Source organism: Mesorhizobium sp. M0659 (genome assembly GCF_040320605.1).
Taxonomy (GTDB): domain Bacteria; phylum Pseudomonadota; class Alphaproteobacteria; order Rhizobiales; family Rhizobiaceae; genus Mesorhizobium.
Window position 1 is genome coordinate 37,166 of the sequence record NZ_JAMYPY010000001.1, and the last position, 20,983, is coordinate 58,148.

The 20,983-nt window shown below is 62.7% G+C and carries 21 protein-coding genes; 8 read left to right on the plus strand and 13 right to left on the minus strand.

What is annotated here, in order from left to right; all coding sequences use genetic code 11:
- Positions 1-29: 29 nt before the first annotated feature.
- The 3 genes from NKI31_RS00210 (at position 30) to NKI31_RS00220 (ending at position 2,787) form a co-directional block, all read left to right on the plus strand.
- Positions 30-494, plus strand: a complete 465-nt coding sequence (locus NKI31_RS00210; RefSeq protein ID WP_023688637.1) for a GNAT family N-acetyltransferase — start codon at positions 30-32, stop codon at positions 492-494.
- Between the two features lie 28 nt (positions 495-522).
- The gene (locus NKI31_RS00215) at positions 523-1,326 is read left to right on the plus strand and encodes a DUF72 domain-containing protein (protein WP_023693383.1); all 804 of its coding nucleotides are present in this window, start codon (positions 523-525) and stop codon (positions 1,324-1,326) included.
- 315 nt (positions 1,327-1,641) lie between these two features.
- Positions 1,642-2,787 (plus strand): GGDEF domain-containing protein, encoded by a 1,146-nt coding sequence (locus tag NKI31_RS00220; protein ID WP_023670937.1) that lies wholly within the window; start codon positions 1,642-1,644, stop codon positions 2,785-2,787.
- A 92-nt stretch (positions 2,788-2,879) separates the two neighbouring features.
- Here the strand turns inward: NKI31_RS00220 and NKI31_RS00225 are convergent, their stop codons facing one another.
- From NKI31_RS00225 to urtA, 6 genes are all read right to left on the minus strand, one after another.
- Positions 2,880-3,056 (minus strand): hypothetical protein, encoded by a 177-nt coding sequence (locus tag NKI31_RS00225; RefSeq protein WP_023670936.1) that lies wholly within the window; start codon positions 3,054-3,056, stop codon positions 2,880-2,882.
- 530 nt (positions 3,057-3,586) lie between these two features.
- Positions 3,587-4,282, minus strand: a complete 696-nt coding sequence (urtE, locus tag NKI31_RS00230; RefSeq protein ID WP_023700798.1) for an urea ABC transporter ATP-binding subunit UrtE — start codon at positions 4,280-4,282, stop codon at positions 3,587-3,589.
- Positions 4,283-4,351: 69 nt separating this feature from the next.
- Complete coding sequence (gene urtD / locus NKI31_RS00235; RefSeq protein WP_023696501.1) at positions 4,352-5,098, minus strand: urea ABC transporter ATP-binding protein UrtD; 747 nt, start codon at positions 5,096-5,098, stop codon at positions 4,352-4,354.
- Positions 5,099-5,102: 4 nt separating this feature from the next.
- On the minus strand, positions 5,103-6,335 hold the full coding sequence (gene urtC / locus NKI31_RS00240; RefSeq protein ID WP_023670933.1) for an urea ABC transporter permease subunit UrtC: 1,233 nt from the start codon (positions 6,333-6,335) through the stop codon (positions 5,103-5,105).
- The gene (urtB, locus tag NKI31_RS00245; protein ID WP_352518880.1) at positions 6,332-7,948 is read right to left on the minus strand and encodes an urea ABC transporter permease subunit UrtB; all 1,617 of its coding nucleotides are present in this window, start codon (positions 7,946-7,948) and stop codon (positions 6,332-6,334) included. The genes urtC and urtB overlap by 4 nt, the downstream gene beginning before the upstream one ends.
- Before the next feature lie 112 nt (positions 7,949-8,060).
- Positions 8,061-9,371 carry an urea ABC transporter substrate-binding protein gene (gene urtA, locus NKI31_RS00250; RefSeq protein WP_023688643.1) on the minus strand — a complete coding sequence of 437 codons (1,311 nt, stop codon included), beginning with the start codon at positions 9,369-9,371 and terminating at the stop codon, positions 8,061-8,063.
- A gap of 311 nt (positions 9,372-9,682) precedes the next feature.
- Here urtA and NKI31_RS00255 point away from each other — a divergent pair, with 311 nt between their 5' ends.
- Both NKI31_RS00255 and NKI31_RS00260 read left to right on the plus strand, forming a co-directional pair.
- Positions 9,683-10,078, plus strand: coding sequence for a hypothetical protein (locus tag NKI31_RS00255; RefSeq protein ID WP_023688644.1), 396 nt, complete (start codon positions 9,683-9,685; stop codon positions 10,076-10,078).
- Between the two features lie 117 nt (positions 10,079-10,195).
- Positions 10,196-12,109: a PhoX family protein gene (locus NKI31_RS00260; protein WP_352649970.1), complete on the plus strand. Its 1,914-nt coding sequence runs from the start codon at positions 10,196-10,198 to the stop codon at positions 12,107-12,109.
- Between the two features lie 64 nt (positions 12,110-12,173).
- On the opposite strand, the gene NKI31_RS00265 is transcribed toward NKI31_RS00260, so the two are convergent.
- The 3 genes from NKI31_RS00265 to NKI31_RS00275 form a co-directional block, all read right to left on the minus strand.
- Complete coding sequence (locus NKI31_RS00265; protein WP_352649972.1) at positions 12,174-13,745, minus strand: GMC family oxidoreductase; 1,572 nt, start codon at positions 13,743-13,745, stop codon at positions 12,174-12,176.
- Positions 13,746-13,796: 51 nt separating this feature from the next.
- Positions 13,797-14,321 carry a twin-arginine translocation pathway signal gene (locus NKI31_RS00270; protein WP_023712396.1) on the minus strand — a complete coding sequence of 175 codons (525 nt, stop codon included), beginning with the start codon at positions 14,319-14,321 and terminating at the stop codon, positions 13,797-13,799.
- Between the two features lie 80 nt (positions 14,322-14,401).
- On the minus strand, positions 14,402-14,797 hold the full coding sequence (locus NKI31_RS00275) for a VOC family protein (RefSeq protein ID WP_352649974.1): 396 nt from the start codon (positions 14,795-14,797) through the stop codon (positions 14,402-14,404).
- 220 nt (positions 14,798-15,017) lie between these two features.
- Here NKI31_RS00275 and NKI31_RS00280 point away from each other — a divergent pair, with 220 nt between their 5' ends.
- Positions 15,018-15,320: a ribbon-helix-helix domain-containing protein gene (locus tag NKI31_RS00280; RefSeq protein WP_023670924.1), complete on the plus strand. Its 303-nt coding sequence runs from the start codon at positions 15,018-15,020 to the stop codon at positions 15,318-15,320.
- A gap of 5 nt (positions 15,321-15,325) precedes the next feature.
- On the opposite strand, the gene NKI31_RS00285 is transcribed toward NKI31_RS00280, so the two are convergent.
- Both NKI31_RS00285 and cckA read right to left on the minus strand, forming a co-directional pair.
- On the minus strand, positions 15,326-16,036 hold the full coding sequence (locus NKI31_RS00285) for a purine-nucleoside phosphorylase (protein WP_023712397.1): 711 nt from the start codon (positions 16,034-16,036) through the stop codon (positions 15,326-15,328).
- Positions 16,037-16,120: 84 nt separating this feature from the next.
- Positions 16,121-18,691, minus strand: coding sequence for a cell cycle histidine kinase CckA (cckA, locus tag NKI31_RS00290; RefSeq protein WP_023670922.1), 2,571 nt, complete (start codon positions 18,689-18,691; stop codon positions 16,121-16,123).
- 205 nt (positions 18,692-18,896) lie between these two features.
- Here cckA and NKI31_RS00295 point away from each other — a divergent pair, with 205 nt between their 5' ends.
- Positions 18,897-19,613 (plus strand): hypothetical protein, encoded by a 717-nt coding sequence (locus tag NKI31_RS00295; RefSeq protein ID WP_352498218.1) that lies wholly within the window; start codon positions 18,897-18,899, stop codon positions 19,611-19,613.
- 175 nt (positions 19,614-19,788) lie between these two features.
- Here NKI31_RS00295 and dksA read toward each other — a convergent pair whose 3' ends face one another.
- Positions 19,789-20,205: an RNA polymerase-binding protein DksA gene (gene dksA, locus NKI31_RS00300; protein WP_023673491.1), complete on the minus strand. Its 417-nt coding sequence runs from the start codon at positions 20,203-20,205 to the stop codon at positions 19,789-19,791.
- A 5-nt stretch (positions 20,206-20,210) separates the two neighbouring features.
- Entirely contained in the window at positions 20,211-20,390 is a 180-nt protein-coding gene (locus NKI31_RS00305) for a hypothetical protein (protein ID WP_023696495.1), read from the minus strand.
- Positions 20,391-20,459: 69 nt separating this feature from the next.
- Here NKI31_RS00305 and NKI31_RS00310 point away from each other — a divergent pair, with 69 nt between their 5' ends.
- Positions 20,460-20,963: a SixA phosphatase family protein gene (locus NKI31_RS00310; protein WP_023688651.1), complete on the plus strand. Its 504-nt coding sequence runs from the start codon at positions 20,460-20,462 to the stop codon at positions 20,961-20,963.
- Positions 20,964-20,983 lie beyond the last annotated feature (20 nt).

Consider the following 20,983-nt stretch of genomic DNA (forward strand, 5'->3'; position numbering starts at 1 on the left):
AGACCGGTCGGGCGCCTGGAGAGCTTTGAATGACAGTCCGACAGGCGCTTGCCGGTGATCTCGACGCAGTCGTCTCGCTGACGCAGACCGCCTATGAGCACTACACGCCCCTGTTAGGCGCGCCGCCGCTCCCAGTCACCGAGGACTATGCGCCACGCATCGAGCGTGGCGAGGTCTGGCTCTTGGAGAGCGGCGCGGAACTCGCCGGGCTGATCGTTATTGAGCGCCATCCCGATCATGCGATGATCTTCAGCGTCGCGGTCTCCCCCGCTTTCCAGGGCAGGAAACTCGGCACCGCGCTGCTCGACTTCGCCCAGGAACAGGCGCGGCTATGGGGTGTGCCGGAGGTGCGGCTCTACACCAATTCGCGCATGGAGCGGAACATCGAGATCTATACGGCCTATGGCTTCCACGAAACGGGCCGCCGAGCCAATCCCCACCGTCCCGGATGGACCGTGGTCGACATGATCAAACCGATTGGAAAAATAGCCTGACCGCATTTTTAGAACTGGGAGGAAGACGATGATCAGCCAAGGAACAATCCGCGCCGGGATGGGCGGCTGGACTTTCGAACCCTGGGATACGTCTTTCTACCCGGACAAGCTTTCCAAGGCCAAACAGCTAAGTTACGCCACCCGCCAGGTACCGAGCATCGAGGTCAATGGCACCTACTATTCCAGCTTCAAGGAGCCGACCTTCGTCAAATGGGCGGGCGAGGCGCCGGACGGTTTCGTCTATTCGCTGAAGGGCAATCGCTTCGTCACCAACCGCCGCGTGCTTGGCGAAGCCGGCGAGTCCATGACGCGCTTCCTCGGCTCCGGCATTGCCGCGCTGGGCGACAAGCTGGGTCCGATCCTGTGGCAGTTCGCGCCGACGAAAAAGTTCGACGCCGACGATTTCGAGGCCTTCCTGAAGCTGCTGCCGGAAAAGCAGGATGGCGTGGCGCTGCGCCATGCGCTGGAAGTGCGCAACGACAGTTTCAGCGTGCCGGAATTTGTGGGCCTGGCGCGCAAATACAAGGCGGCAATCGTCTATGCCGACCATGCCAAATATCCTGGTATCGCCGACATCACCGGCGATTTTATCTATGCGCGGCTGCAGACCGGCAGCGACGACAATCCGGATTGCTATACGCCGAATGGCCTGGACGAATGGGCAGCGCGGGTGAAGACCTGGGCGCAAGGCAAGCAGCCGGCCGATCTGCGGCGCGCCGATCCGACTTTCGACGCGCCGGTGAAACCGCGCGATGTGTTCGTCTACTTCATCACCGAGGGCAAGGTGCGCGCGCCGTTCGGCGCCATGGCGCTGATGAAGCGGGTGAGCTGATCGGTTAAAGCGCGTCGCGCTGAAACGGATTCATACGACGCGATTTAAGTCTTTGTCTTGATGCATGCCGTTGTCCCAGAACCGCGGCACACTTCTGGGCGACATGCATTAGGAGCAATTCCAGGAAAAGTGTGGAACGGTTTTCCCGGAAATCCGGGTAGCGCTTTCCCTTGAAAAGGGTTTCAACCCAGAATTGCTACGATCAACCGAAGCGTGATAGCTTATGCGCATCGTAACCTTATCGATACCTCCTTCCTGCATAAATCCGGTGCGGGTCCTTTCTAGAGGCCGGCCGCCGCGCGCAAGGACGAGGGCATGTCGCTCGACTACAGTTCCCTTCTGTTGGCTGTCGGGTTTTCCGCCGCTTGCCTCGGCCTGACGCTGTTCGGCATCTGGCTTACCGCGCGCTCGGAAAAATTCCTGCTGACCTGGGCCGTCAGCGTGCTTCTGATCGTTGCCGACGTCTTCGCCTACCAGGCCTATATCGACGCGCCCGGGCGCCTGCTCGGCCTCGCCAGCTTCACGTTCCTGCTGCTCGGCTTCGCGACCATGCTGGGCGCGGCCCATCAATTCACGACCGGCCGCTCGCCATTGCCGCGCATCGCTGTCGGCGCCGGCGTCTCGCTGGCAGTCGCCTTGCCGCCGATGGCGCTTGGCTATGACGGGCTGGGCTTCATGCTGGAGAATGCCTTCGCCGCGCTGCTTTTGTTTGCGACGGCCTATGAATACTGGAAGGGCCGCACGGAATTCCCTGCCCCGATCCTCGGCATTGCCGGGCTCTACACCGCCACCGCAATTTCCTTCGTGCTGTGCTCCGGTGCACTTGTCTGGGATGGCAGGTTGGTGCTTGGCCATGCGCCGAGCAACTGGGCCGAGGATTTCAGCCTCATCGTCGTCATCGCGTGCATGACCGGCATCGGCGCGCTCTCGCTGGCGCTCAACCAGGGACGCCTGGCGCAGCATCATCGCCGCGAAGCGCTGACCGATCCGCTGACCGGACTGCTCAATCGGCGCGCTTTGTTCGACCTGCATGGCAAAACGCCGGTCCGGTCCTTCACCGCCGTGATCGTGTTCGATCTCGACGGCTTCAAGGCGATAAATGACGAGTTCGGCCATGCCACCGGCGACGAGGTGCTGAAACTGTTCGCCAAGGATTTGACCGCCAATCTCCAGCCGGGCGATGTCGCCGCGCGCATGGGCGGAGAGGAATTTGCATTGGTGCTCGATCGCACCTTGCCTGAAAAGGTGGAATTCATAGCCGAGCGGATCCGGGCCAGTTTTGCCATGCGCCGGATCGATACCGAGACCCGCCTGCTGTCCTGCACCGTCAGCGCCGGCTACGCCTTCGGCAGCGAGGGCGGCACCAAATTCGACAAGGTGCTCAGCGCCGCCGACAAGGCGCTTTACGGCGCCAAGCGCGGCGGCCGCAACCGTGTGCTCGCCTTCCGGCGCGCCGGGTAGGCTGGGCTGATATTCAGCCGGCCTGAACCTCACCACACGTAAAACAACACCCCAAAGCGCGTCGCATGAGGCCGTTCAGGCGCGACGCGCTTTTAGGCCGCTATGACGATCTCGTTGTAAGTGTCGAGGTCGACGTAGAAAACCTTGGTGATTTCGCCGATCAGCTCATCCTGCTGGTAGCCTTGCGAGCGCAGAATGTTGATGGCGGTGATGATGTCGACACGCTCTGTCAGCCGTCGTTTCTGGTGGTCCTCGACGAACCGTTCCATAGCCCATTCTCCTGGCAAGATTATCTGAACGCATTGACCGACAATCAGAACTGCGAGGGAAGCTAGGGTGGCTTGCTTGCGTGGAACTTGCAGGCTGAGCCAGCATATTCCCTCGATCTGCTACAGAACCAGACTGATACGGAAGCGGCCGACTCACCGAGGCCTAGGAAAGACTAGCATGTAGTATTCGGCGTGCCAGAGTGTGGCGGCCTCGGACGAAAGTCCGACGCAACGGGTGCGGACCTTCGCGACTTCATCATCCTTGGGCGTAGCGACGCGAAGCGGAGCGAAGACCCAGGGATCCATGCCGGGACGAAGAAGCGTCATTAACGGTGCAGAATGTGGAATGGCCAATGTGCCGCAGAAGCGATCTTGTTCTGCATCGCGGCACTCTTTGGCTGATGTCGCGGCATGGATTCTAGGGTCTGCGCGCGTCGCTCCGCTCCTTGCTCCGCCCTAGAATGACGAAGTGATTGTGGGCATTTCAGCCAATCTTCGACGTGTACGATCCGTGCAGCCGTCGACCTGCGTTAAACCGTCAGAAACTTCCTGACGTCCGCCCGGTCGAGATCTTCGGCCGGGCCGGTGTGGACGATCTGGCCGCGGTCCATGATGTTGACCTCGTCGGCGAGCTCGCGGCAGAAATCGAGATATTGCTCGACCAGAAGCACCGCAATGCCGGCCTGATCGCGCAAATAGCGGATGGCGCGGCCGATGTCCTTGATGATCGAGGGCTGGATGCCTTCGGTCGGCTCGTCGAGCACCAGCAGTTTCGGCCGCATGACGAGCGCCCGGCCGATGGCGAGCTGCTGCTGCTGGCCGCCTGAGAGATCGCCGCCGCGCCGCCCCAGCATCTGCTTCAGCACCGGAAACAGTTCGAAGACATGCGCCGGCACGTTGCGGTCGGCGCGCTTCAACGGCGCAAAGCCGGACTCCAGGTTTTCGCGCACCGTCAGCAGCGGAAAGATCTCCCTGCCCTGCGGTATGAATGCGATGCCCGACCGGGCGCGATCATACGCCGCGCTCCGGTCGAGCGCCTTCCCCTCGAAGGCAACGCTTCCGCTCGTCAGCCGGTGGTGGCCGACGATCGATCTCATCAAACTGGTCTTGCCGACGCCGTTGCGGCCGAGCACGCAGGTGATCTTGCCGGCACCCGCCGTCAGCGACACACCGCGCAACGCCTGAGCAGCGCCGTAATGGAGCGTGGCGTTGGAAACTTCGAGCATGTCAGCGCCTTCTCCAGAAGCGGAGGAACGAAAAGTCGAAGCGATGGAATTGCACCCGCCAGACCATGCTCATCTCCCGAGATAAACTTCGACGACCCGCTCGTCGGCCGAGACGAAATCGAGCGAGCCTTCCGACAGCACCGAGCCCTCATGCAGGCAGGTGACCTTGACGCCGAGTTCGCGCACGAAATGCATGTCGTGCTCGACGACGATGACCGAATGGTCGCGCGCTATGTCCTTGAGCAGCCGCGCGGTTTCCTCGGTCTCGGCATCGGTCATCCCTGCGACCGGCTCGTCAACCAAAAGCAGCTTCGGGTCCTGCGCCAGCAGCATGCCGATCTCCAGCCACTGTTTCTGGCCATGGCTGAGATTGGCTGCCAGATCGTGGCGCTTGTCGCCCAGCCGGATGATGCCGAGGATGTCGTCGATCTGTCTGGCTTCGGCGGCCGAGCGGCGATGGAACAGCGCCGGAAAGATCGAGCGCGGGCCCTTCAGCGCCAGCATCAGATTGTCTTCGACGCTGTGGCTTTCGAAGACGGTCGGCTTCTGGAATTTGCGGCCGATGCCCATCATGGCGATCTCCGCCTCGTCGTGCCGGGTCAGATCGACCTGGCCGTCGAAGAACACTTCGCCCTCGTCGGGCCGGGTCTTGCCGGTGACGATGTCCATCATCGTCGTCTTGCCGGCGCCGTTGGGACCGATGATGGCGCGCATCTCGCCCTTGTCGAGCACCAGCGACAGATTGTTGATGGCGCGGAAACCGTCGAAGGAGACCGAGACGCCGTCGAGATAGAGGATGGTGTTGGACTTCGACATCGCTCTATTCCGCCGGCTGCGGTTCAGGCCCGGACGCGGACCAGGCACCGGGCGTTGTTGCTGCGCTGCGCACGATCTTCGATGGCGGCGGGGCATCAGGGTCTGTGCCCGCTTCCTCTGCAATCGCTGCAGCCCGCATCGCCCGAGCGTTACCGCGCCAGGAATCCCACATGCCGACGATGCCCTTGGGCAGGAACAGGGTTACGGCGACGAACAGGCCGCCGAGCGCAAACAGCCAGAACTCCGGCAGCAGGCCGGTGAACCAGGATTTGCCGGCATTGACCAGCAGCGCGCCGACGATCGGGCCGACAATGGTGCCGCGCCCACCGACGGCTGCCCAGATCACGACTTCGATGGAATTGGACGGCTCGAATTCGCCGGGATTGATGATACCGACCTGCGGCACATAGAGCGCGCCGGCGATGCCGGCCATGACAGCCGAGACGGTGAAGGCAAACAGCTTCACGTTCTCCGCCCGCCAGCCGAGGAAGCGGGTGCGGCTCTCGGCGTCGCGCACCGCCATTAGCAGCTTGCCGTATTTGGAGCCGACGATCGCCCAGGTGATGAAGACGGCGAGCGCGAGTATGATGGCGCTGGCGGCAAACAGGGCCGAGCGGGTGGCGTCGGCCTGCACGTTGAAGCCCAGAATATCCTTGAAATCGGTCAAGCCGTTGTTGCCGCCGAAACCCATGTCGTTGCGGAAGAAGGCGAGCAGCAGCGCGTAGGTCATCGCCTGGGTGATGATGGAGAGATAGACGCCGGTGACGCGGCTGCGGAAGGCGAACCAGCCGAAGACGAAGGCGAGCAGGCCGGGCACCGCCAGCACCATGATGGCGGCGAACCAGAAGTGGTCGAAACCGGTCCAGAACCAGGGCAATTCCTTGTAGTTCAGGAACACCATGAAATCGGGCAGGATCGGATTGCCGTAAACGCCGCGCGAGCCGATCTGGCGCATGAGGTACATGCCCATCGCATAGCCGCCGAGGGCGAAGAAGGCGCCATGGCCGAGCGAGAGGATGCCGCAATAGCCCCAGACGAGATCGAGCGCCAAGGCAAGCAATGCATAGCAGAGGTACTTGCCCGTCAACGCGACGATGTAGGACGGAATATAGAACGCGCTTTGCGGCGACACTGCGAGGTTGAGCAGCGGCACGATAATGGCGGCCGTCAGCAGGATGAAAATAGTGATGGCGATGCGACGGTCGGCACCCGCGGCGAAGAAGCGTCCCGTGATCATGTTTCCACCGCCCTGCCCTTGAGCGCGAACAGGCCGCGCGGGCGCTTCTGGATGAACAGGATGATCAGCACCAGCACGACGATCTTGCCGAGCACCGCGCCAGCATAGGGTTCGAGAACCTTGTTGACGATGCCGAGCGAGAAGGCGCCGACCAGCGTGCCCCAGAGATTGCCGACGCCGCCGAAGACCACGACCATGAAGCTGTCGATGATGTAGCCGCGGCCGAGATTGGGCGAGACATTGTCGATCTGGCTGAGCGCGACGCCGGCAATGCCGGCAATGCCGGAGCCGAGCGCAAAGGTCAGCGCATCGACCCAAGGCGTCCTGATGCCCATCGAGGCGGCCATGCGGCGGTTGGCGGTGACGGCGCGCATCTGAAGGCCCCAGGGCGTGCGCTTCATAACAAAGAGCAGCACGCCGAAGACGGTGAGCGCGAAGACCAGGATCCAGAGGCGGTTCCAGGTGACGGCGAGTTGGCCGACATCGAACGATCCCGACATCCAGGAGGGGTTGCCGACCTCCTGGTTGGTCGGTCCGAAGATCGAGCGCACCGCCTGCTGCAGGACAAGCGAGACGCCCCAGGTTGCGAGCAGCGTTTCCAGCGGCCGGCCGTAGAGGAAACGGATGACGCCGCGCTCGATGATCAGGCCGACGGAAGCGGCAACCAGGAAGGCGAGCGGCAGCGCGATCACCAGCGACCAGTCGAACAGGCCGGGGAATGAGGTTCGGATCACCTGCTGGACGACGAAGGTGGTGTAGGCGCCGAGCATCACCATCTCGCCATGCGCCATGTTGATGACGCCCATGACGCCGAAGGTGATGGCGAGGCCGATGGCGGCCAGCAGCAGCACCGAGCCAAGCGAGATGCCGTACCATATGTTCTGGCCGGCATCCCACAGCGCCAGGCTCGAATTGATGCTGGCGATTGCCGCCGTCGCGGCATCCTTGACCGCGCCTTGCGCATTGGCCTCGACCGCGGTGAGCAGCGAGACCGCGTCGCGGTCGCCGCGCGCGCCGATCAGGGCAATGGCGGCAAGCTTGTCGGCCTCCGGCTTGTCGGAGACCAGCACCGATGCCGCGCGCGCCTGTTCGAACAATGCCTTGACCTTGGCGTCGGTCTCGGCGGCGATGGCTGCATCGAGCGGCTCGATATTGGCGGCATCGGGGGTCTTGAACATGGTGTCGGCGGCGGCGATGCGGACAGAAGGATCTTTCGCGCGCAACGTCAGCGTTCCCAGCGCATCTCGGATGACACGACGCAGCGTGTTGTTGACCTTGATCTTGGTGATGTCGGCCTTGGCGGCGTCGCCGGCTTTCTCGCCGCTCAGCGGGTCGAGCAGCGTGACGCTGTCGGCGGCCTCACTGCCGACGAAGACGGCTGAATCGGCTTTACGAATGTAGAGATTGCCTTCGGCGAGGGCTGCAAGCGGCCGTTCAACCAGCGGATCGCCGGTGGCGGCAAGTTCGCGCACAACAGCCTCAGTGGCGGCAAAGCCCGTGCCCGTGGCGAATTTGGCGACGATGGCGCGCAGATCGGCTTCGGCTGCGTTCGACGGCAATAGGCTTGCCACCAGGAACACCAGCATGAGGCCGAGAGTGCGCAACAGGATCATCCGTTCAGATACTCTTCTGTGGGGAAATTCCGCGTCCGGGCGGGCTGAAGCGCCCGGACGCTTGGCGGTACCGATCGTGGACGCGTCCACGATCGGTCAGTCCCGGGAGGGATCAGTTCGTGCCCTTGCCGCCGCATTTGCCGGTGGCAACGTTGAAGTTGCCGCAGGACAGAGGCGCGCGCCAATCCGAAATCAGGTCCTTGGAATCGGGCAGATAGTCGGACCATTCGTCGCCCATCACGAGGCCGGGCGTCTGCGACACGGTCTCGAACTGGCCGTCGGCCTGGATCTCGCCGATCAGCACCGGCTTGGTGATGTGATGGTTCGGCATCATGGTCGAATAGCCGCCGGTGAGGTTCGGCACGGACACGCCGACCATGGCGTCGATGACCTTGTCGGGATCGGTGGTGCCAGCCTTTTCGACCGCCTTCACCCACATGTTGAAGCCGATATAGTGAGCTTCCATCGGGTCGTTGGTGGTGCGCTTGTCATTCTTGATGAACTTGTGCCAGTCGGCGATGAACTTCTTGTTTTCGGGTGTGTCGACGCTCTCGAAATAGTTCCAGGCAGCGAGATGGCCGACCAGCGGCGCGGTATCGAGACCGGCCAGTTCTTCCTCACCGACCGAAAAGGCCATGACCGGGATGTCCTCGGCCTTGATGCCCTGGTTGCCGAGTTCCTTGTAGAACGGAACGTTGGCGTCGCCATTGACGGTCGAGACGACGGCGGTCTTCTTGCCGGCCGAGCCGAATTTCTTGATTGCGGAGACTTCGGTCTGCCAGTCGGAGAAGCCGAACGGCGTGTAGTTGACCATGATGTCTTCGGCGGCGACGCCCTTGGCCTTCAGATAGGCCTCGAGGATTTTGTTGGTGGTGCGGGGATAGACGTAGTCGGTGCCTTCCAACACCCAGCGCTTCACCGAGCCACCGTCTTCGCTCATGAGATAATCGACAGCGGGAATCGCCTGCTGGTTCGGGGCGGCGCCGGTGTAGAACACGTTGCGCTCGCTTTCCTCGCCCTCATACTGGACGGGGTAGAACAGGATGTTGTCGAGTTCCGAGAACACCGGCAGCACCGATTTGCGCGACACCGAAGTCCAGCAGCCGAACACGGCGGCGACCTTGTCCTTGGAGATCAGCTCACGCGCCTTCTCGGCGAAGAGCGGCCAGTTGGAGGCCGGATCGACAACGACCGCCTCAAGCTTCTTGCCGAGCAGGCCGCCCTTGGCGTTCTGCTCTTCGATGAGCATCAGCATGGCGTCTTTCAGCGTCGTCTCCGAAATCGCCATGGTCCCCGACAGCGAATGCAGAATGCCGACCTTGATCGTGTCTTCGGCGGCCTGGGCCGGAGACGACATCGACAGGCCGGCGGCGACCACGCCGGCCGAAAACATTTTTGTTATTGTGGAGAAATTACCCCTCATACCGAAGACTCCCAAGCTGTTTGATTGCACCGCGATAATGCAATGCAACTGCCGTGCCAAACGCAAAGGCGCCGCTCACGAAGATGGAATAGCCGAGCGTTATCAGCCGGTTGGTATATTAGCCTCGAGAAAACAGTGGTAGCCGGCGAAAATTGATTGAGGCAAATTTGCGCAGCGCACATGGCTTTTGCCTAATTTTTGCCCAATTGAGACAAATGCCTAGTTTTTGATCTCCGGCCGTGTGTTCCGGGCTGAAAATGTTGCGGTACCGCGCAAAAATAGGGCAAGCTCGCCCTCAAAAGAGTGACGTCATGACATCTCGCACCTCATGCATTTCCGGCATCCTGCTGCTGATGGCAACGAGCGGCGCCGCGCGCGCCGATTTCAGCGAGGGCAAGCTTCCGGACGGCACCTATCATTGCGAGGTCTACCTGCTCGGCGCCTTCCTCAACCTCGGCGACATCACCATCAAGGGCAATGTCTATAGTGGTCCGGTGACATTCGGCACCGCGACGCAAGGCTACAACTATCAGATGAATGCCAATGGCGAGATCACCTGGCTCGGGCCGCTGGGCGGCTATACCACCGGTGGCAACTCCGTCTCCATGACACAGGCAACACTGGACGGCGAGACCGCCCCGTCATTCGACATCATTCTGAAGCAGCCCGACGGCGCCTTCACCGCCTCGACCTGCACCAAGGGCTGAGCGATGCGTAGTGCCGCGCCCAGTTGCGGCAAAACCTTCCTCTTATGTCATGTGAATGTTGCCTAAGCAGACTAGGGCAACGGTGCGCCGTAACATCCACCCTGAGAGGCAGACACCATGGCCAATACACCGTCTTCATCCTCCCCCGTCATCCGCGAAATCATTGCCGAGCGCGTCTCGCGCCGGTCTCTTTTGAAAGGCAGCCTCGCCTCCGGCGCGCTGATTGCCGGCGGCAGCTTTGTCGGCTCCTTGTTTGCCGGCGAAACGCATGCCGCCGCAGCGCAGTCGACGCTCGGCTTTCCCGAGCTCAAACGGGTCTACGGCAAGACCCATGCCGCCGCCGAAGGCTATGAGACGACCATCGTCGCGCGCTGGGGCGACCCGCTTGCAGCCGGCCTCGCCGAATTCGACGGCAACAAGGTCGCGGCGGAGGAACAGGAAAAGCGCTTCGGCTACAATTGCGACTACATCGCCTTCATGCCGCTGCCCAAGGGCACGGTGAATTCCGATCATGGCCTGCTCTGCGTCAACAACGAATACATCTCGCCCAATGTGATGTTTCCGGGGATGACCGAGGGCGATGCCGGCAAGACGATGACCAAGGAACAGGTCGATCTCGGGATGGCCGCGATGGGCCATTCGATCGTCGAGGTGCAATTGAAGGACGGCAAGTGGGCAAGCGTGGCGGACAGCCCGCTCAACCGCCGCATCACCGCCAACACCGAAATGACCGTTTCCGGACCGGTTGCCGGCCATGCGCTGATGAAAACTTCGGCCGACCCGACTGGCACGAAAGTGCTCGGCACCAGCTATAATTGCAGCGGCGGTTTCACCCCCTGGGGTACGGTGCTGACCTGCGAGGAAGGCGTGTCCGACATTTTCGGCGGCGACCCGAAAAAGGCGCCGACTGCCGACCTGCTCGACCGTTACGGCTTCGACGGCTCCGACATCTATGGCCGCGGCCGCTTCCATGACCGCTTCAACCTCGACAAGGAACCGAACGAGGCCAACCGCTTCGACTGGGTGGTCGAGATCGACCCTTACGATCCTCAGTCCAGGCCGGTGAAGCGCACGGCACTTGGCCGCATGTCGCATGAGGCCTCGACCGTGGTCCTCAACAAGGACGGCCGCGTTGTCGTCTATATGGGTGACGACGACTATTTCGAATATATGTACCGCTTCGTCTCGGCCAAGGCCTATGACAAGGCCAACCCGGCCTCCGGCGCCGATCTGCTCGACGATGGCGTGCTGTCGGTCGCCCGCTTCGATGCCGATGGCTCGATGACGTGGCTGCCGTTGGTGCACGGCCAGGGCAAGCTTACCGTCGAGAACGGTTTTGCCGACCAGGCCGAGGTGCTGTTGAAGACGCGGTTTGCGGCAGATGCGCTCGGCGCCACGCCGATGGACCGGCCCGAGGACATCGAGACCAATCCGGTGACCGGCCGCGTCTATGCGGTGATGACCAAGAACAAGAAGCGCGACCAGTCAAAGGTCAATCCGGCCAACACGCGGCCGGAAAATCTCTGGGGCCATATTGTCGAACTGATCCCGCCCGGCGGCCGCGGCGCGGATGCCGACCACACGGCGGAAAAGTATGCCTGGGACCTGTTCGTGCTCTGCGGCAACCCGAAAGATGCCAAGGTCGGCGCCACTTTTCATCCGGACACGTCGGACAATGGCTGGTTCGTCTGCCCCGACAACATCACCTTCGACCCGGCGGGGCGGCTGTGGGTGGCGACGGACGGCGCCAATGATTTCGACCTGCCGGACGGCGTCTATGGCGTCGACACCGAAGGTGCGGCGCGCGGCCTGCCGAAGCTGCTGTTCACCTGCCCGCACGGCGCCGAAGCGACCGGCCCGTGCTTCACGCCGGACGGCACGACTTTGTTCCTGTCGGTGCAGCACCCTGCGGAAGATGCCGAGACGCTCGACAAGGCGCAGACGCTATGGCCCGATTTCAAAGACGGCCAGTTGCCGCGACCTTCCGTCGTCGCCATCCGCCGCAGGGACGGACAGCCGGTCGGCGCATAGTGAGTCCTAGTGAAAAAGGCGGAACGCGCCATGCGCGTTCCGCGTAGCGATCCGGGAGGACGGCTCAGATCGTCTTGGCCGACATTTGCGAAGCGATGTATTCGGCCTGGCGGATAGCCAGCGACACGATCGTCAGCGTCGGATTTTCAGCCGCACCGGTCGTGAACTGGCTGCCGTCCGACACGAACAGGTTCTTGATGTCGTGCGCCTGGCCGTGCTTGTTGACGACGCCGTCTTCCGCCTTTTCGCTCATCCGGTTGGTGCCGAGATTGTGGGTTGAGGGATAGGGCGGCGTCGGGAAGGAGCGCGTCGCGCCGACCGCATCGTAAAGCGCTGTGGCCTGCTTGTAGGCATGGTTGCGCATCGCCGTGTCGTTGGGATGATCATCGAAATGCACGTCGGCGATCGGCATGCCGTGCGCGTCCTTCTCGTGCTTGTGCAGCGTGACGCGGTTTTCCGCGCGCGGCATGTCCTCGCCGACGATCCACAGGCCAGCCATGTGATCATAGTGGTCGAGCGCGGTGGTGAAGGAACGGCCCCAGCCGCCGGGATTGAGGAAGGCGGCCATGAAGGGCAAGCCGAGCGACAGCGTCTCGAATTCATAGCCGCCGACAAAGCCGCGTGAGGGATCGTGCCGCGCCTCGTCGCGGATAATGCCGGCCATGGTGGTGCCGCGATACATTCGCACCGGTTGGTCGAAAATGGCGTAGACCGAACCGGTGGTGTGGCGCATGTAGTTCTTGCCGACCTGCCCCGACGAATTGGCAAGCCCTTGCGGAAACTTCGCTGACTCGGAGTTCAGCAGCAGGCGCGGGCTTTCGATCGAGTTGCCGGCGACGGCAACGATGCGGGCCTTCTGCTCCTGCAGCTTGCCGTCCTTGTCGGCATAGACGACGCCGGTCACTTTTCCGCTAGCGTCATGGTTGATCTTGATCGCCATGGCGTTTGGCCGGACCTCGAGATGGCCGGTCGCCTCACCCTTGGGAATCTCGGTGTAGAGCGTCGACCATTTGGCGCCCCATTTGCAGCCCTGGAAGCAGAAGCCGGTCTGTTGGCAGGAGTTGCGGTCGTCCCGCTCGACCGAATTGATTGCCATGTTGCCGGTATGACATTCCTTATAGCCGAGCTTGTCGGCGCCGGCCTTGAGCACCTTGAAGTTGTTGTTGCCGGGCAGCCGCGGCCAGCCATTGGTGCCGGTGACGCCCATCTTGGCTTCCGCCTTGGCGTAGTAAGGCTCCATCTCGGCCAATGTGACCGGCCAGTCCAGCAGGTTGGCGCCTTCCAGCTTGCCGTAGGTCGAGAGCGTCTTGAACTCATGCTCCTGGAAGCGCAGCGAGGCGCCGGCCCAGTGCGTGGTCGAGCCGCCGACCGATTTGACGATCCAGGCCGGCAAATTGGGGAAATCCTTCGACACCCGCCAGTCGCCTGAGGTTGTGCGCTTGTCCGTCCAGGCGAGTTGGCTGAAGGAACCCCACTCGTCATTGATGAAATCCTCGTATTCGTGGCGCGCGCCGGCCTCGAGGATGACGACATCGACGCCTTTCTGGGCGAGTTCGTTGCCGAGCGTGCCGCCGCCGGCGCCGGAGCCGATGATCACGACCACGCCGTCGTTGTTGAGATCAAATGAAGCTGCCATGGTTTCCTCCCATGAATTCCTGTTTGCCGGGTTTCAGAACGACGGAAGGGCTCAGAGCCACTCTATGTCGTCGAAACCGCGCGCGATGTAGCCGCCCTTGGAGTAGGATTCGCCCTCGTAGCCGAAGATCGGCCACACCTCCTGCTGGTTGTAGAGGCTGACGACGAGGCCGCCGCGGATGGACTGGAAGAACGGCGTCGCCTCGATCTGCTGTAGCACGGCAACGCGCTGCTCCTCCCAGCCGAGGCCGCGATAGCCGCCCTCGCCCGACTTCTTGTCGAGGTCGGCGATGCCGTCTTCGATCATCGCCTTGTAGGCAGCGTCCTTGCCGGCCTGCTCGTCATGCCCTTTTACGGCGATGGCGTAGTATTTGTCGGGCACCTGATCGTGCGGATAGATGTCGCGCGCCATCTGGATCAGCGTCGCCATGGTTTCGGGCTTGAGCGCCGATGTCTCGAGCCCCCAGGCATTTTCAGGGCTGATGACGGCGCTGCCGGAAATGACGAGCAACGCGCCGATGCCGCCGCGTTTGAGAAGTTCACGACGTGAGAGCCTCGCGTCATAGATCGTGACCATTTGTTCCTCCCTGCTTGCTGTTTGCGCCCTTGAACAGCGCCGTTGCTGGCGCCGCGCGGCTGAATGCGGCTGATAATCCCCTACTGGAAGCGCCCTCCACGCTGCAGAACCTCGATCTTGTAGCCGTCGGGGTCCTCGATGAAGAAAAAGCGGGCGATCAGCGATCCGTCGCGGTTGAATTCGACGATCTTCTTGGGGTTGAGGCCGAGCGCGCCGATCCGGTCGTGTTCGCTGTCGAGATCGGACACCGAGACCGCCAGATGGCCGTAACCGTCGCCAAGCCCATAAGGCTCGGTGCGGCCCTTGTTCACGGTGAGTTCGAGCTCGAACCCCGTTTCGGCGTTGGCAAGGTAAATCAGCGTGAATGTCTCGAAATCCAGCCTGTCGGCGACATCGAGCCCGAAAGCGTTTCTGTAGAAACCGACGGATCTGGCCTCTTGGAGAACCCGGATCATGGAATGGATTGCCTTCGCCAAATCAGTCTCCGCCGCTGCATGCTGGAGGCGATTATGGGCGGCACGCGCGAAAGGTGGTGGCAGCCGGTTACCACGGCTAAATTTGCAATCGCTGCTATGCCTGCGCCTAAAGACGAAAGTCCGATTGCCGATTCGGCCCACAAGGCCGAACATGCAGGGACAACCACAACTTGAAGGCGCGACACGCTGCGCCCAAAACCAACAATATCGGGAGGTAAGGATGTGCAGGGTTTTTGCCGGGCAGGATCCGGAAGGCTATCGACAGATCAACCGGTCGATCCGCATCGACGGTCACTCTACGAGTATCCAGCTTGAAGGAACGTTCTGGGCGCTGCTTGACGAAATTGCCGACAGCCAGGGCCTGACGACGCCGAAGTTCATCTCAAAACTCTATGACGAGGCGATCGAGATCAACGGCGCCATTCCCAACTTCGCGTCGATGCTGCGTACCACCTGCGCGCTCTATCTGCGCGGTCACCGGCCAGACATGGATGAGCTGACGCCGAAGCGCGAAGCGGCCTGAGGAAGCTAGCCTTCCGCCGCAACGTCGAGCCCGAGCCGCGCCATATCGGTGAACAGCGCCTGACGTTCGGAATAGGCAGTCTGTTCGCCGGTCACGATGTTGTCGACGACGGTCAGCAGCGACAGCGCGCGGGCGCCGAAATGCGCCGCGATTCGGTAGAGTGCGCTGGTTTCCATATCGACAGCGAGAGCGCCAAGCGCCTGCGCTTCGGCAAAGCGGTCGCGCCCTACAGGGTGGTAGAAGACGTCGCTGCAGATGGTCAGCCCGGCCTGGTGGTCGATGCCGAGCTGGGCGGCGCAGGCCAAAGCGTGGGCGAACAGGCCGGGATCGGGCCCGGCGGCAGCATCGTAGAGGCCGAAGACCTGGCCGCTTTGGTCGCTTTCGGCGCGCACCGACTGCGAGATCACCAAGGAGCGCAGCGGCACGCGGGGTGTCAGGCCGCCGCAGGTACCTGTGCGGATCAGCGTTTTGACGCCGTGAACATCCAGGAGTTCATGCACATAGACCAGGAAGGACGGGACACCGATGCCGGTGGCCTGGATGCTGATGGGACGGCCGCGATAGAGACCAGTGAAGCCGAGTGCGCCCCGGCGGCGGTTGACGCAGCGCGGTGCCTCAAGAAATGTCTTTGCCATCCACTCGGCGCGTTGCGGATCGCCCGGCAACAGCACCGTTGCGGCATAGTCGCCCCTGGCAGCCTCGTTGTGCGGCGTCACGACATGCTCCCCAATACCCGCCGCCCGTTTCGCCTGCAATCATGGCAGCGTCACGTCATTGCGCAAGCTTTGAATTAGGGCGCCCTAAGACTCCAACACATCCTTGACCACGGTGGCCAGCTGCTTGAGGGAGAACGGCTTCGGCAGGAAGCCGAATTGCGCGTCCGGCGGCAGGTTTCTGGCGAAAGCGTCTTCGGCATAGCCGGACACGAAGACGAACTTGATGTCGGGCTGGCGCTTGCGCAGTTCGCCGAGCAGCGTCGGTCCGTCCATTTCCGGCATCACCACGTCGGACACGACGATATCGACCTTGCCGCCGAGCGCTTCGAAGACTTCCAGCGCCTCGACGCCCGAGGAGGCCTCATGGACGGTATAGCCGCGCGAGGTCAGCGCCCGCGAGCCGCCCATGCGCACGGCGTCTTCGTCCTCGACGAGGAGCACAGTGGCCGAGCCCGACAGGTCCTTGGCGCTGTCGGCGGCTTTCACCGGCGCAGCCGGCGCCTCGCTGACGTCGCCGGGCTTCTTCGCCTCCACGATATGGCGCGGCAAGAAGATGCGGAAGGTCGAGCCCTTGCCGACTTCGGAATCGCAGAAGATGAAACCGCCGGTCTGCTTGATGATGCCATAGACCATCGACAGGCCAAGGCCGGTGCCTTTGCCGACTTCCTTGGTGGTGAAGAACGGCTCAAAAATCTTCTTCAGCACGTCTGGGGCAATGCCCGAGCCGCTATCCTCGACCTCGACCACGACATAGTCGGCAGGCGTGAGCTCGCGGTAGGAGAAGCTCTTGCATTGTTCGGCAGTGACGTTGCGGGTGCGCACGGTGAGGTCGCCGCCGGCCGGCATGGCGTCGCGCGCGTTGACGGCCAGGTTGACCACCACCTGCTCGAACTGGCCGATATCGACCTTGACCGGCCACAAATCGCGGCCGTGGTCGACCTTCAGCTTGATCTCGTTGCCGACCAGGCGGGCAAGCAGCATCCGGAGATCGGCAAGCACGTCGGTCAGGTTCAGCACTTCCGGCCGCAATGTCTGCTTGCGCGAGAAGGCGAGCAACTGCCGCACCAGCGAGGCCGCCCGGTTGGCATTCTGCTTGATGTTCATGATGTCGGGGAAGGACGGGTCCGACGGCCGGTGATTGGTCAGCAAAAGATCCGACGCCATGATGATGGCGGTCAGCACATTGTTGAAGTCATGGGCGATGCCGCCGGCGAGCTGTCCGACCGCCTGCATCTTCTGGCTCTGCGCCATCTGGCCCTCGAGCGCCTTCTGCTCGGTGGTCTCGACGGCATAGACGATGGCCGATTCCTCGGCGCCCTCGCCGGTGCCGTCGGCGACGGCGTTGACGTAGAAGCGGATGTGACGCTCCTCATTGCCGGGCAGCAGCGTGTCGATCGGCTCGATGTCGGCCTGCCTCAGCCGCGCCTTCTCGAAGGCGGCGGCAAAGGCCGGCCGGTCGCGCTCGTGGATCACGGTGTCCAGCCGCACGCGGCGGTCGACCGCGTCGCCGTCGACGACGGAGGAAAACAGCGACAGGAACGGCGCATTGGTGCGCAGGATGCGGCCGCCATTGTCGACGGCGGCAATGGCCATCGGCGTCGAATTGAAGAAGCGAGTGAAGCGTACCTCCGAAGCCCGAAGATCGGCCGATGCGTCCTCGCCCTGGGTGCGGTTGAGCACGATGGTGCGGGTGGGACCGTTGGTCCCCTCGCGGCTGGCCGAGACCCGATGCATGAAGCGCACCGGCAGCGCCTCGCCGGTTGTCGTCGTCAGATCGAGATCGATGACGGCGTTGCGGGTGGTGCCGGGATCGGCCTTGACCGAGCGCACCAGCGCCATGCCGTCGCCGGCGACGATTTCCGGGAGTGTCACGGCGCCAGGGGTGAAGCTCGCCAGATCAATGCCCAGCCATTCGGCGAGCGTGGCGTTGATGTAGGTGACACGGCCTTCCTGGTCGGCCGAGAAGAAACCGGCCGGCGCATGGTCGAGATGGTCGATGGCCTTCTGCAAGTCGAGGAAGAAACGCTCCTGCTCGGCCCGTTCCTGCGAGATATCGGCAAGCTGCCAGGCAAGCATCGGCAGGCGCTGACCGGGAACGCTGAAGGTCCGGGCCCGCGCCCGGTACCAGCGCGCGCCGGGTTCGGCGCCCGGCCGGATCGACTGTGCTAGCCGGAACTCACCGTCGCCGGCCTGGCCATCGCGCAAGCCCGAGGCCAGCCGGTATATGGTCACCGAAGCTTCGGGGACATCGGAAAGCAGGCCTTCGACCGTCTTCAGATCGGCGGCCGACGCAGCACCGGTCATCTCGGCGTAGGCCCGGTTGGCGTAGACGACGCGGCCCTTGGTGTCGGTGACGATCAGGCCCTGCGACATCGAATCGACGAAGGCCTTCGACAGTTCGTCCCCGGTCGAACGCGGCGCGATCTGCACGAAGCCGATGGCCGTGGCGAACAGGAAGCCGACGCCGATCATGGCAAGCACGCCCAGCATGCCGAGCAGGAACGGATCGCCAAGACGCTCGCGGAAAATGCCGAAAACGATCGCGGCCCCAGTCAGGACGATGATGAACACGATGAGCCGGGTAACCGCGCCTGGCCGCGTGTTCTGATCGACGATCGGTACCGGATAGAAATCGCCGCGCGTTTCCCTGGCCATATGCCCCCTGCTCGTGAGTTGTCCGACACCGCCCCCGGCCGGTTGAATCACATTCTCCTAATCCGGAAAAGGCCTTGGCGGCAAATGTCGGATAAAAATGACGCGTCGGTGTTTTCAAGCTGTTCACGAAGCGTGAAGGCAACTTGCGGTGGCTGGCCGCAACGGTCTAGTGTCCCTCCACTTCAAAAGCCGATTGGGGGCACCGATGCAGTGGCTGGATAATGTGGCGGGTCCCGGATATGCCGCAGCGCTGCTGTGGACGTTTGCTGCCCTTGTCCTGCTGGTCATCGTGCTCATCATCATCAGGCTGGTCCGCAACCTGACCTTCGGCACCTTCGTTGCCGGCGGCAGGAACCGCAAGACACGGCTGGCGGTCATGGACGCGACGGCGGTCGACAGCCACCGCCGGCTGGTGCTCATCCGTCGCGACGACATCGAACACCTGCTTTTGATCGGCGGCCCGACCGACGTTGTCGTCGAGCGCGATATCAGACTTGCAGCGCCACGCCGTCCGGCATTGACCGGCGATGGCGGTGTTGGCCAGCAGCAACAGGCGCCGCGTCCGCGCGCAGCACAACCCGCTCCGGCCACGCCCGCAAGGCAGGCGCCGCCGCCGCAACCGGTAAGGGCTGCTCCGGCCGCCGTTCCGCCGCGCCAGGCCGCGCCGGCGCCGAAACCGGCTCAAATCTACCAGGCGAGCAATGTGACACCGCTGCCGGCCTATGGCTCCGCCGCCAATACTGCCCGGCAGGCCCCGCCACCGAAGCATGAGTCCATCGACGATACCCTGATGCGGGAGCTCGAGGTCTCGCTCGACGATTCGCACCCCAAACCGGCAAGCAAGCCGGCTGCGAAGGCACCGCAGTCTCTCGACGACGAGATGACCAAGCTGCTCGGCGAACTCGCCAGCCAGAAACGATAAAGCCCGGCGAACCGTCACATCTTGCCGATTCCCGATCGAACGCCGCTTAAGCGTGTCGTCCGTTTCAGCGCGACGCGCTTTAACTTGGGGGCGGACTAAACCCTTCGGCCAAAAACAGAAATGGCCGGGAAACCCGGCCATTTCTGATGAAACAGTCCTGCCTGACGGCAGCGGCTCAATCGTCGCGATAGACCTTCTCGCGGCGTTCGTGGCGCTCCTGCGCTTCGATCGACAAGGTCGCGATCGGACGCGCATCCAGCCGCTTCAGCGCGATCGGCTCGCCGGTTTCCTCGCAATAGCCGTATGTGCCTTCATCGATGCGCTGCAGCGCCGAATCGATCTTTGAAATGAGCTTGCGCTGGCGGTCGCGGGCCCGAAGCTCGATGGCGCGGTCGGTTTCCGAGGAAGCGCGATCGGCGAGATCGGGATGGTTGGCGTTTTCCTGCTGCAGGATTTCGAGGGTTTCGCGCGCTTCGCGCAGTATGTCGGTCTTCCAGGTGACGAGCTTCAGGCGAAAGTAGGATTTCTGCCGTTCGTTCATGAACGGCTCGTCTTCAGAGGGTACGTAATTGGCTGTAACGATATCGTTCATTCGACTCACCCAACAACCCCAAATTTGGCGCCTATATATTCGCGCAGAGAAGGCTGCACAAGCGTAATCCGCGCGCGTTTCACGCAATTGTTAATGCCGCGCGGGCGATCCTCAGCAAAGCCTTCCATAGCAAGGGCGCGGGCGAATTCGCACATGATTCGCTGCGCTTGGGCGTCGCCGCCCATTGTGCCTCAGGCCTTTCTCGTGGCTAATCCAGTTGTGTCATTGGTGGGCAGCACACCATTGGGGGTCCGGTGAGCAGACTGTATCTGTTGAGGCATGCGAAGGCTGGCTGGGCCCTTCCCGGCGTGCGCGACTTCGATCGCCCGCTCGACGCATCCGGCATTGCCGATGCCGAAATGATGGGGACTGCGATGCGTGCCCGCAACTACATCCCCGATATCACGCTCTGCTCCAACGCCAAGCGGGCGCGCCAGACGCTGGAAGGCATCGCCGGCCACACCGATACCGGCCGGGTGCTGTTCTTCGACACGCTCTACAGCGAGGATGCCGCCGGCTACCTCGCCATCATCCGCAGCAACGGCGGCCCCGGCTCGCTGCTGGTCATCGGCCACAATCCGATGACGGAAGACCTTGCCATGGCGGTCTCGGGCGACGGCGACGAGGCTGCTCGGGCCATCATGAACCATGGTTTCCCGACATCCGGCCTTGCGGTCGTGCGCTTCAGCGGCAACCTTGCGGAAGCCTCGCAAGGCGCCGGCTACCTCGAAGCCTTCCTGACGCCCGTCGATCTCTGAGCCGAGCCGGCCGAGGCCGG

Bases quoted from the DNA above. Each gene is read 5' to 3' on its own strand.
- NKI31_RS00220 (WP_023670937.1), top strand. From the start codon at position 1,642: ATGTCGCTCGACTACAGTTCCCTTCTGTTGGCTGTCGGGTTTTCCGCC.
- NKI31_RS00280 (WP_023670924.1), top strand. From the start codon at position 15,018: ATGTGCAGGGTTTTTGCCGGGCAGGATCCGGAAGGCTATCGACAGATC.
- NKI31_RS00225 (WP_023670936.1), bottom strand. From the start codon at position 3,056: ATGGAACGGTTCGTCGAGGACCACCAGAAACGACGGCTGACAGAGCGT.
- urtE (WP_023700798.1), bottom strand. From the start codon at position 4,282: ATGCTCGAAGTTTCCAACGCCACGCTCCATTACGGCGCTGCTCAGGCG.
- urtC (WP_023670933.1), bottom strand. From the start codon at position 6,335: ATGATCACGGGACGCTTCTTCGCCGCGGGTGCCGACCGTCGCATCGCC.
- NKI31_RS00215 (WP_023693383.1), top strand. From the start codon at position 523: ATGATCAGCCAAGGAACAATCCGCGCCGGGATGGGCGGCTGGACTTTC.
- NKI31_RS00255 (WP_023688644.1), top strand. From the start codon at position 9,683: ATGACATCTCGCACCTCATGCATTTCCGGCATCCTGCTGCTGATGGCA.
- NKI31_RS00305 (WP_023696495.1), bottom strand. From the start codon at position 20,390: ATGGGCGGCGACGCCCAAGCGCAGCGAATCATGTGCGAATTCGCCCGC.
- urtD (WP_023696501.1), bottom strand. From the start codon at position 5,098: ATGTCGAAGTCCAACACCATCCTCTATCTCGACGGCGTCTCGGTCTCC.
- NKI31_RS00210 (WP_023688637.1), top strand. From the start codon at position 30: ATGACAGTCCGACAGGCGCTTGCCGGTGATCTCGACGCAGTCGTCTCG.
- NKI31_RS00260 (WP_352649970.1), top strand. From the start codon at position 10,196: ATGGCCAATACACCGTCTTCATCCTCCCCCGTCATCCGCGAAATCATT.
- urtB (WP_352518880.1), bottom strand. From the start codon at position 7,948: ATGATCCTGTTGCGCACTCTCGGCCTCATGCTGGTGTTCCTGGTGGCA.
- NKI31_RS00295 (WP_352498218.1), top strand. From the start codon at position 18,897: ATGCAGTGGCTGGATAATGTGGCGGGTCCCGGATATGCCGCAGCGCTG.
- NKI31_RS00265 (WP_352649972.1), bottom strand. From the start codon at position 13,745: ATGGCAGCTTCATTTGATCTCAACAACGACGGCGTGGTCGTGATCATC.
- cckA (WP_023670922.1), bottom strand. From the start codon at position 18,691: ATGGCCAGGGAAACGCGCGGCGATTTCTATCCGGTACCGATCGTCGAT.
- dksA (WP_023673491.1), bottom strand. From the start codon at position 20,205: ATGAACGATATCGTTACAGCCAATTACGTACCCTCTGAAGACGAGCCG.
- NKI31_RS00270 (WP_023712396.1), bottom strand. From the start codon at position 14,321: ATGGTCACGATCTATGACGCGAGGCTCTCACGTCGTGAACTTCTCAAA.
- urtA (WP_023688643.1), bottom strand. From the start codon at position 9,371: ATGAGGGGTAATTTCTCCACAATAACAAAAATGTTTTCGGCCGGCGTG.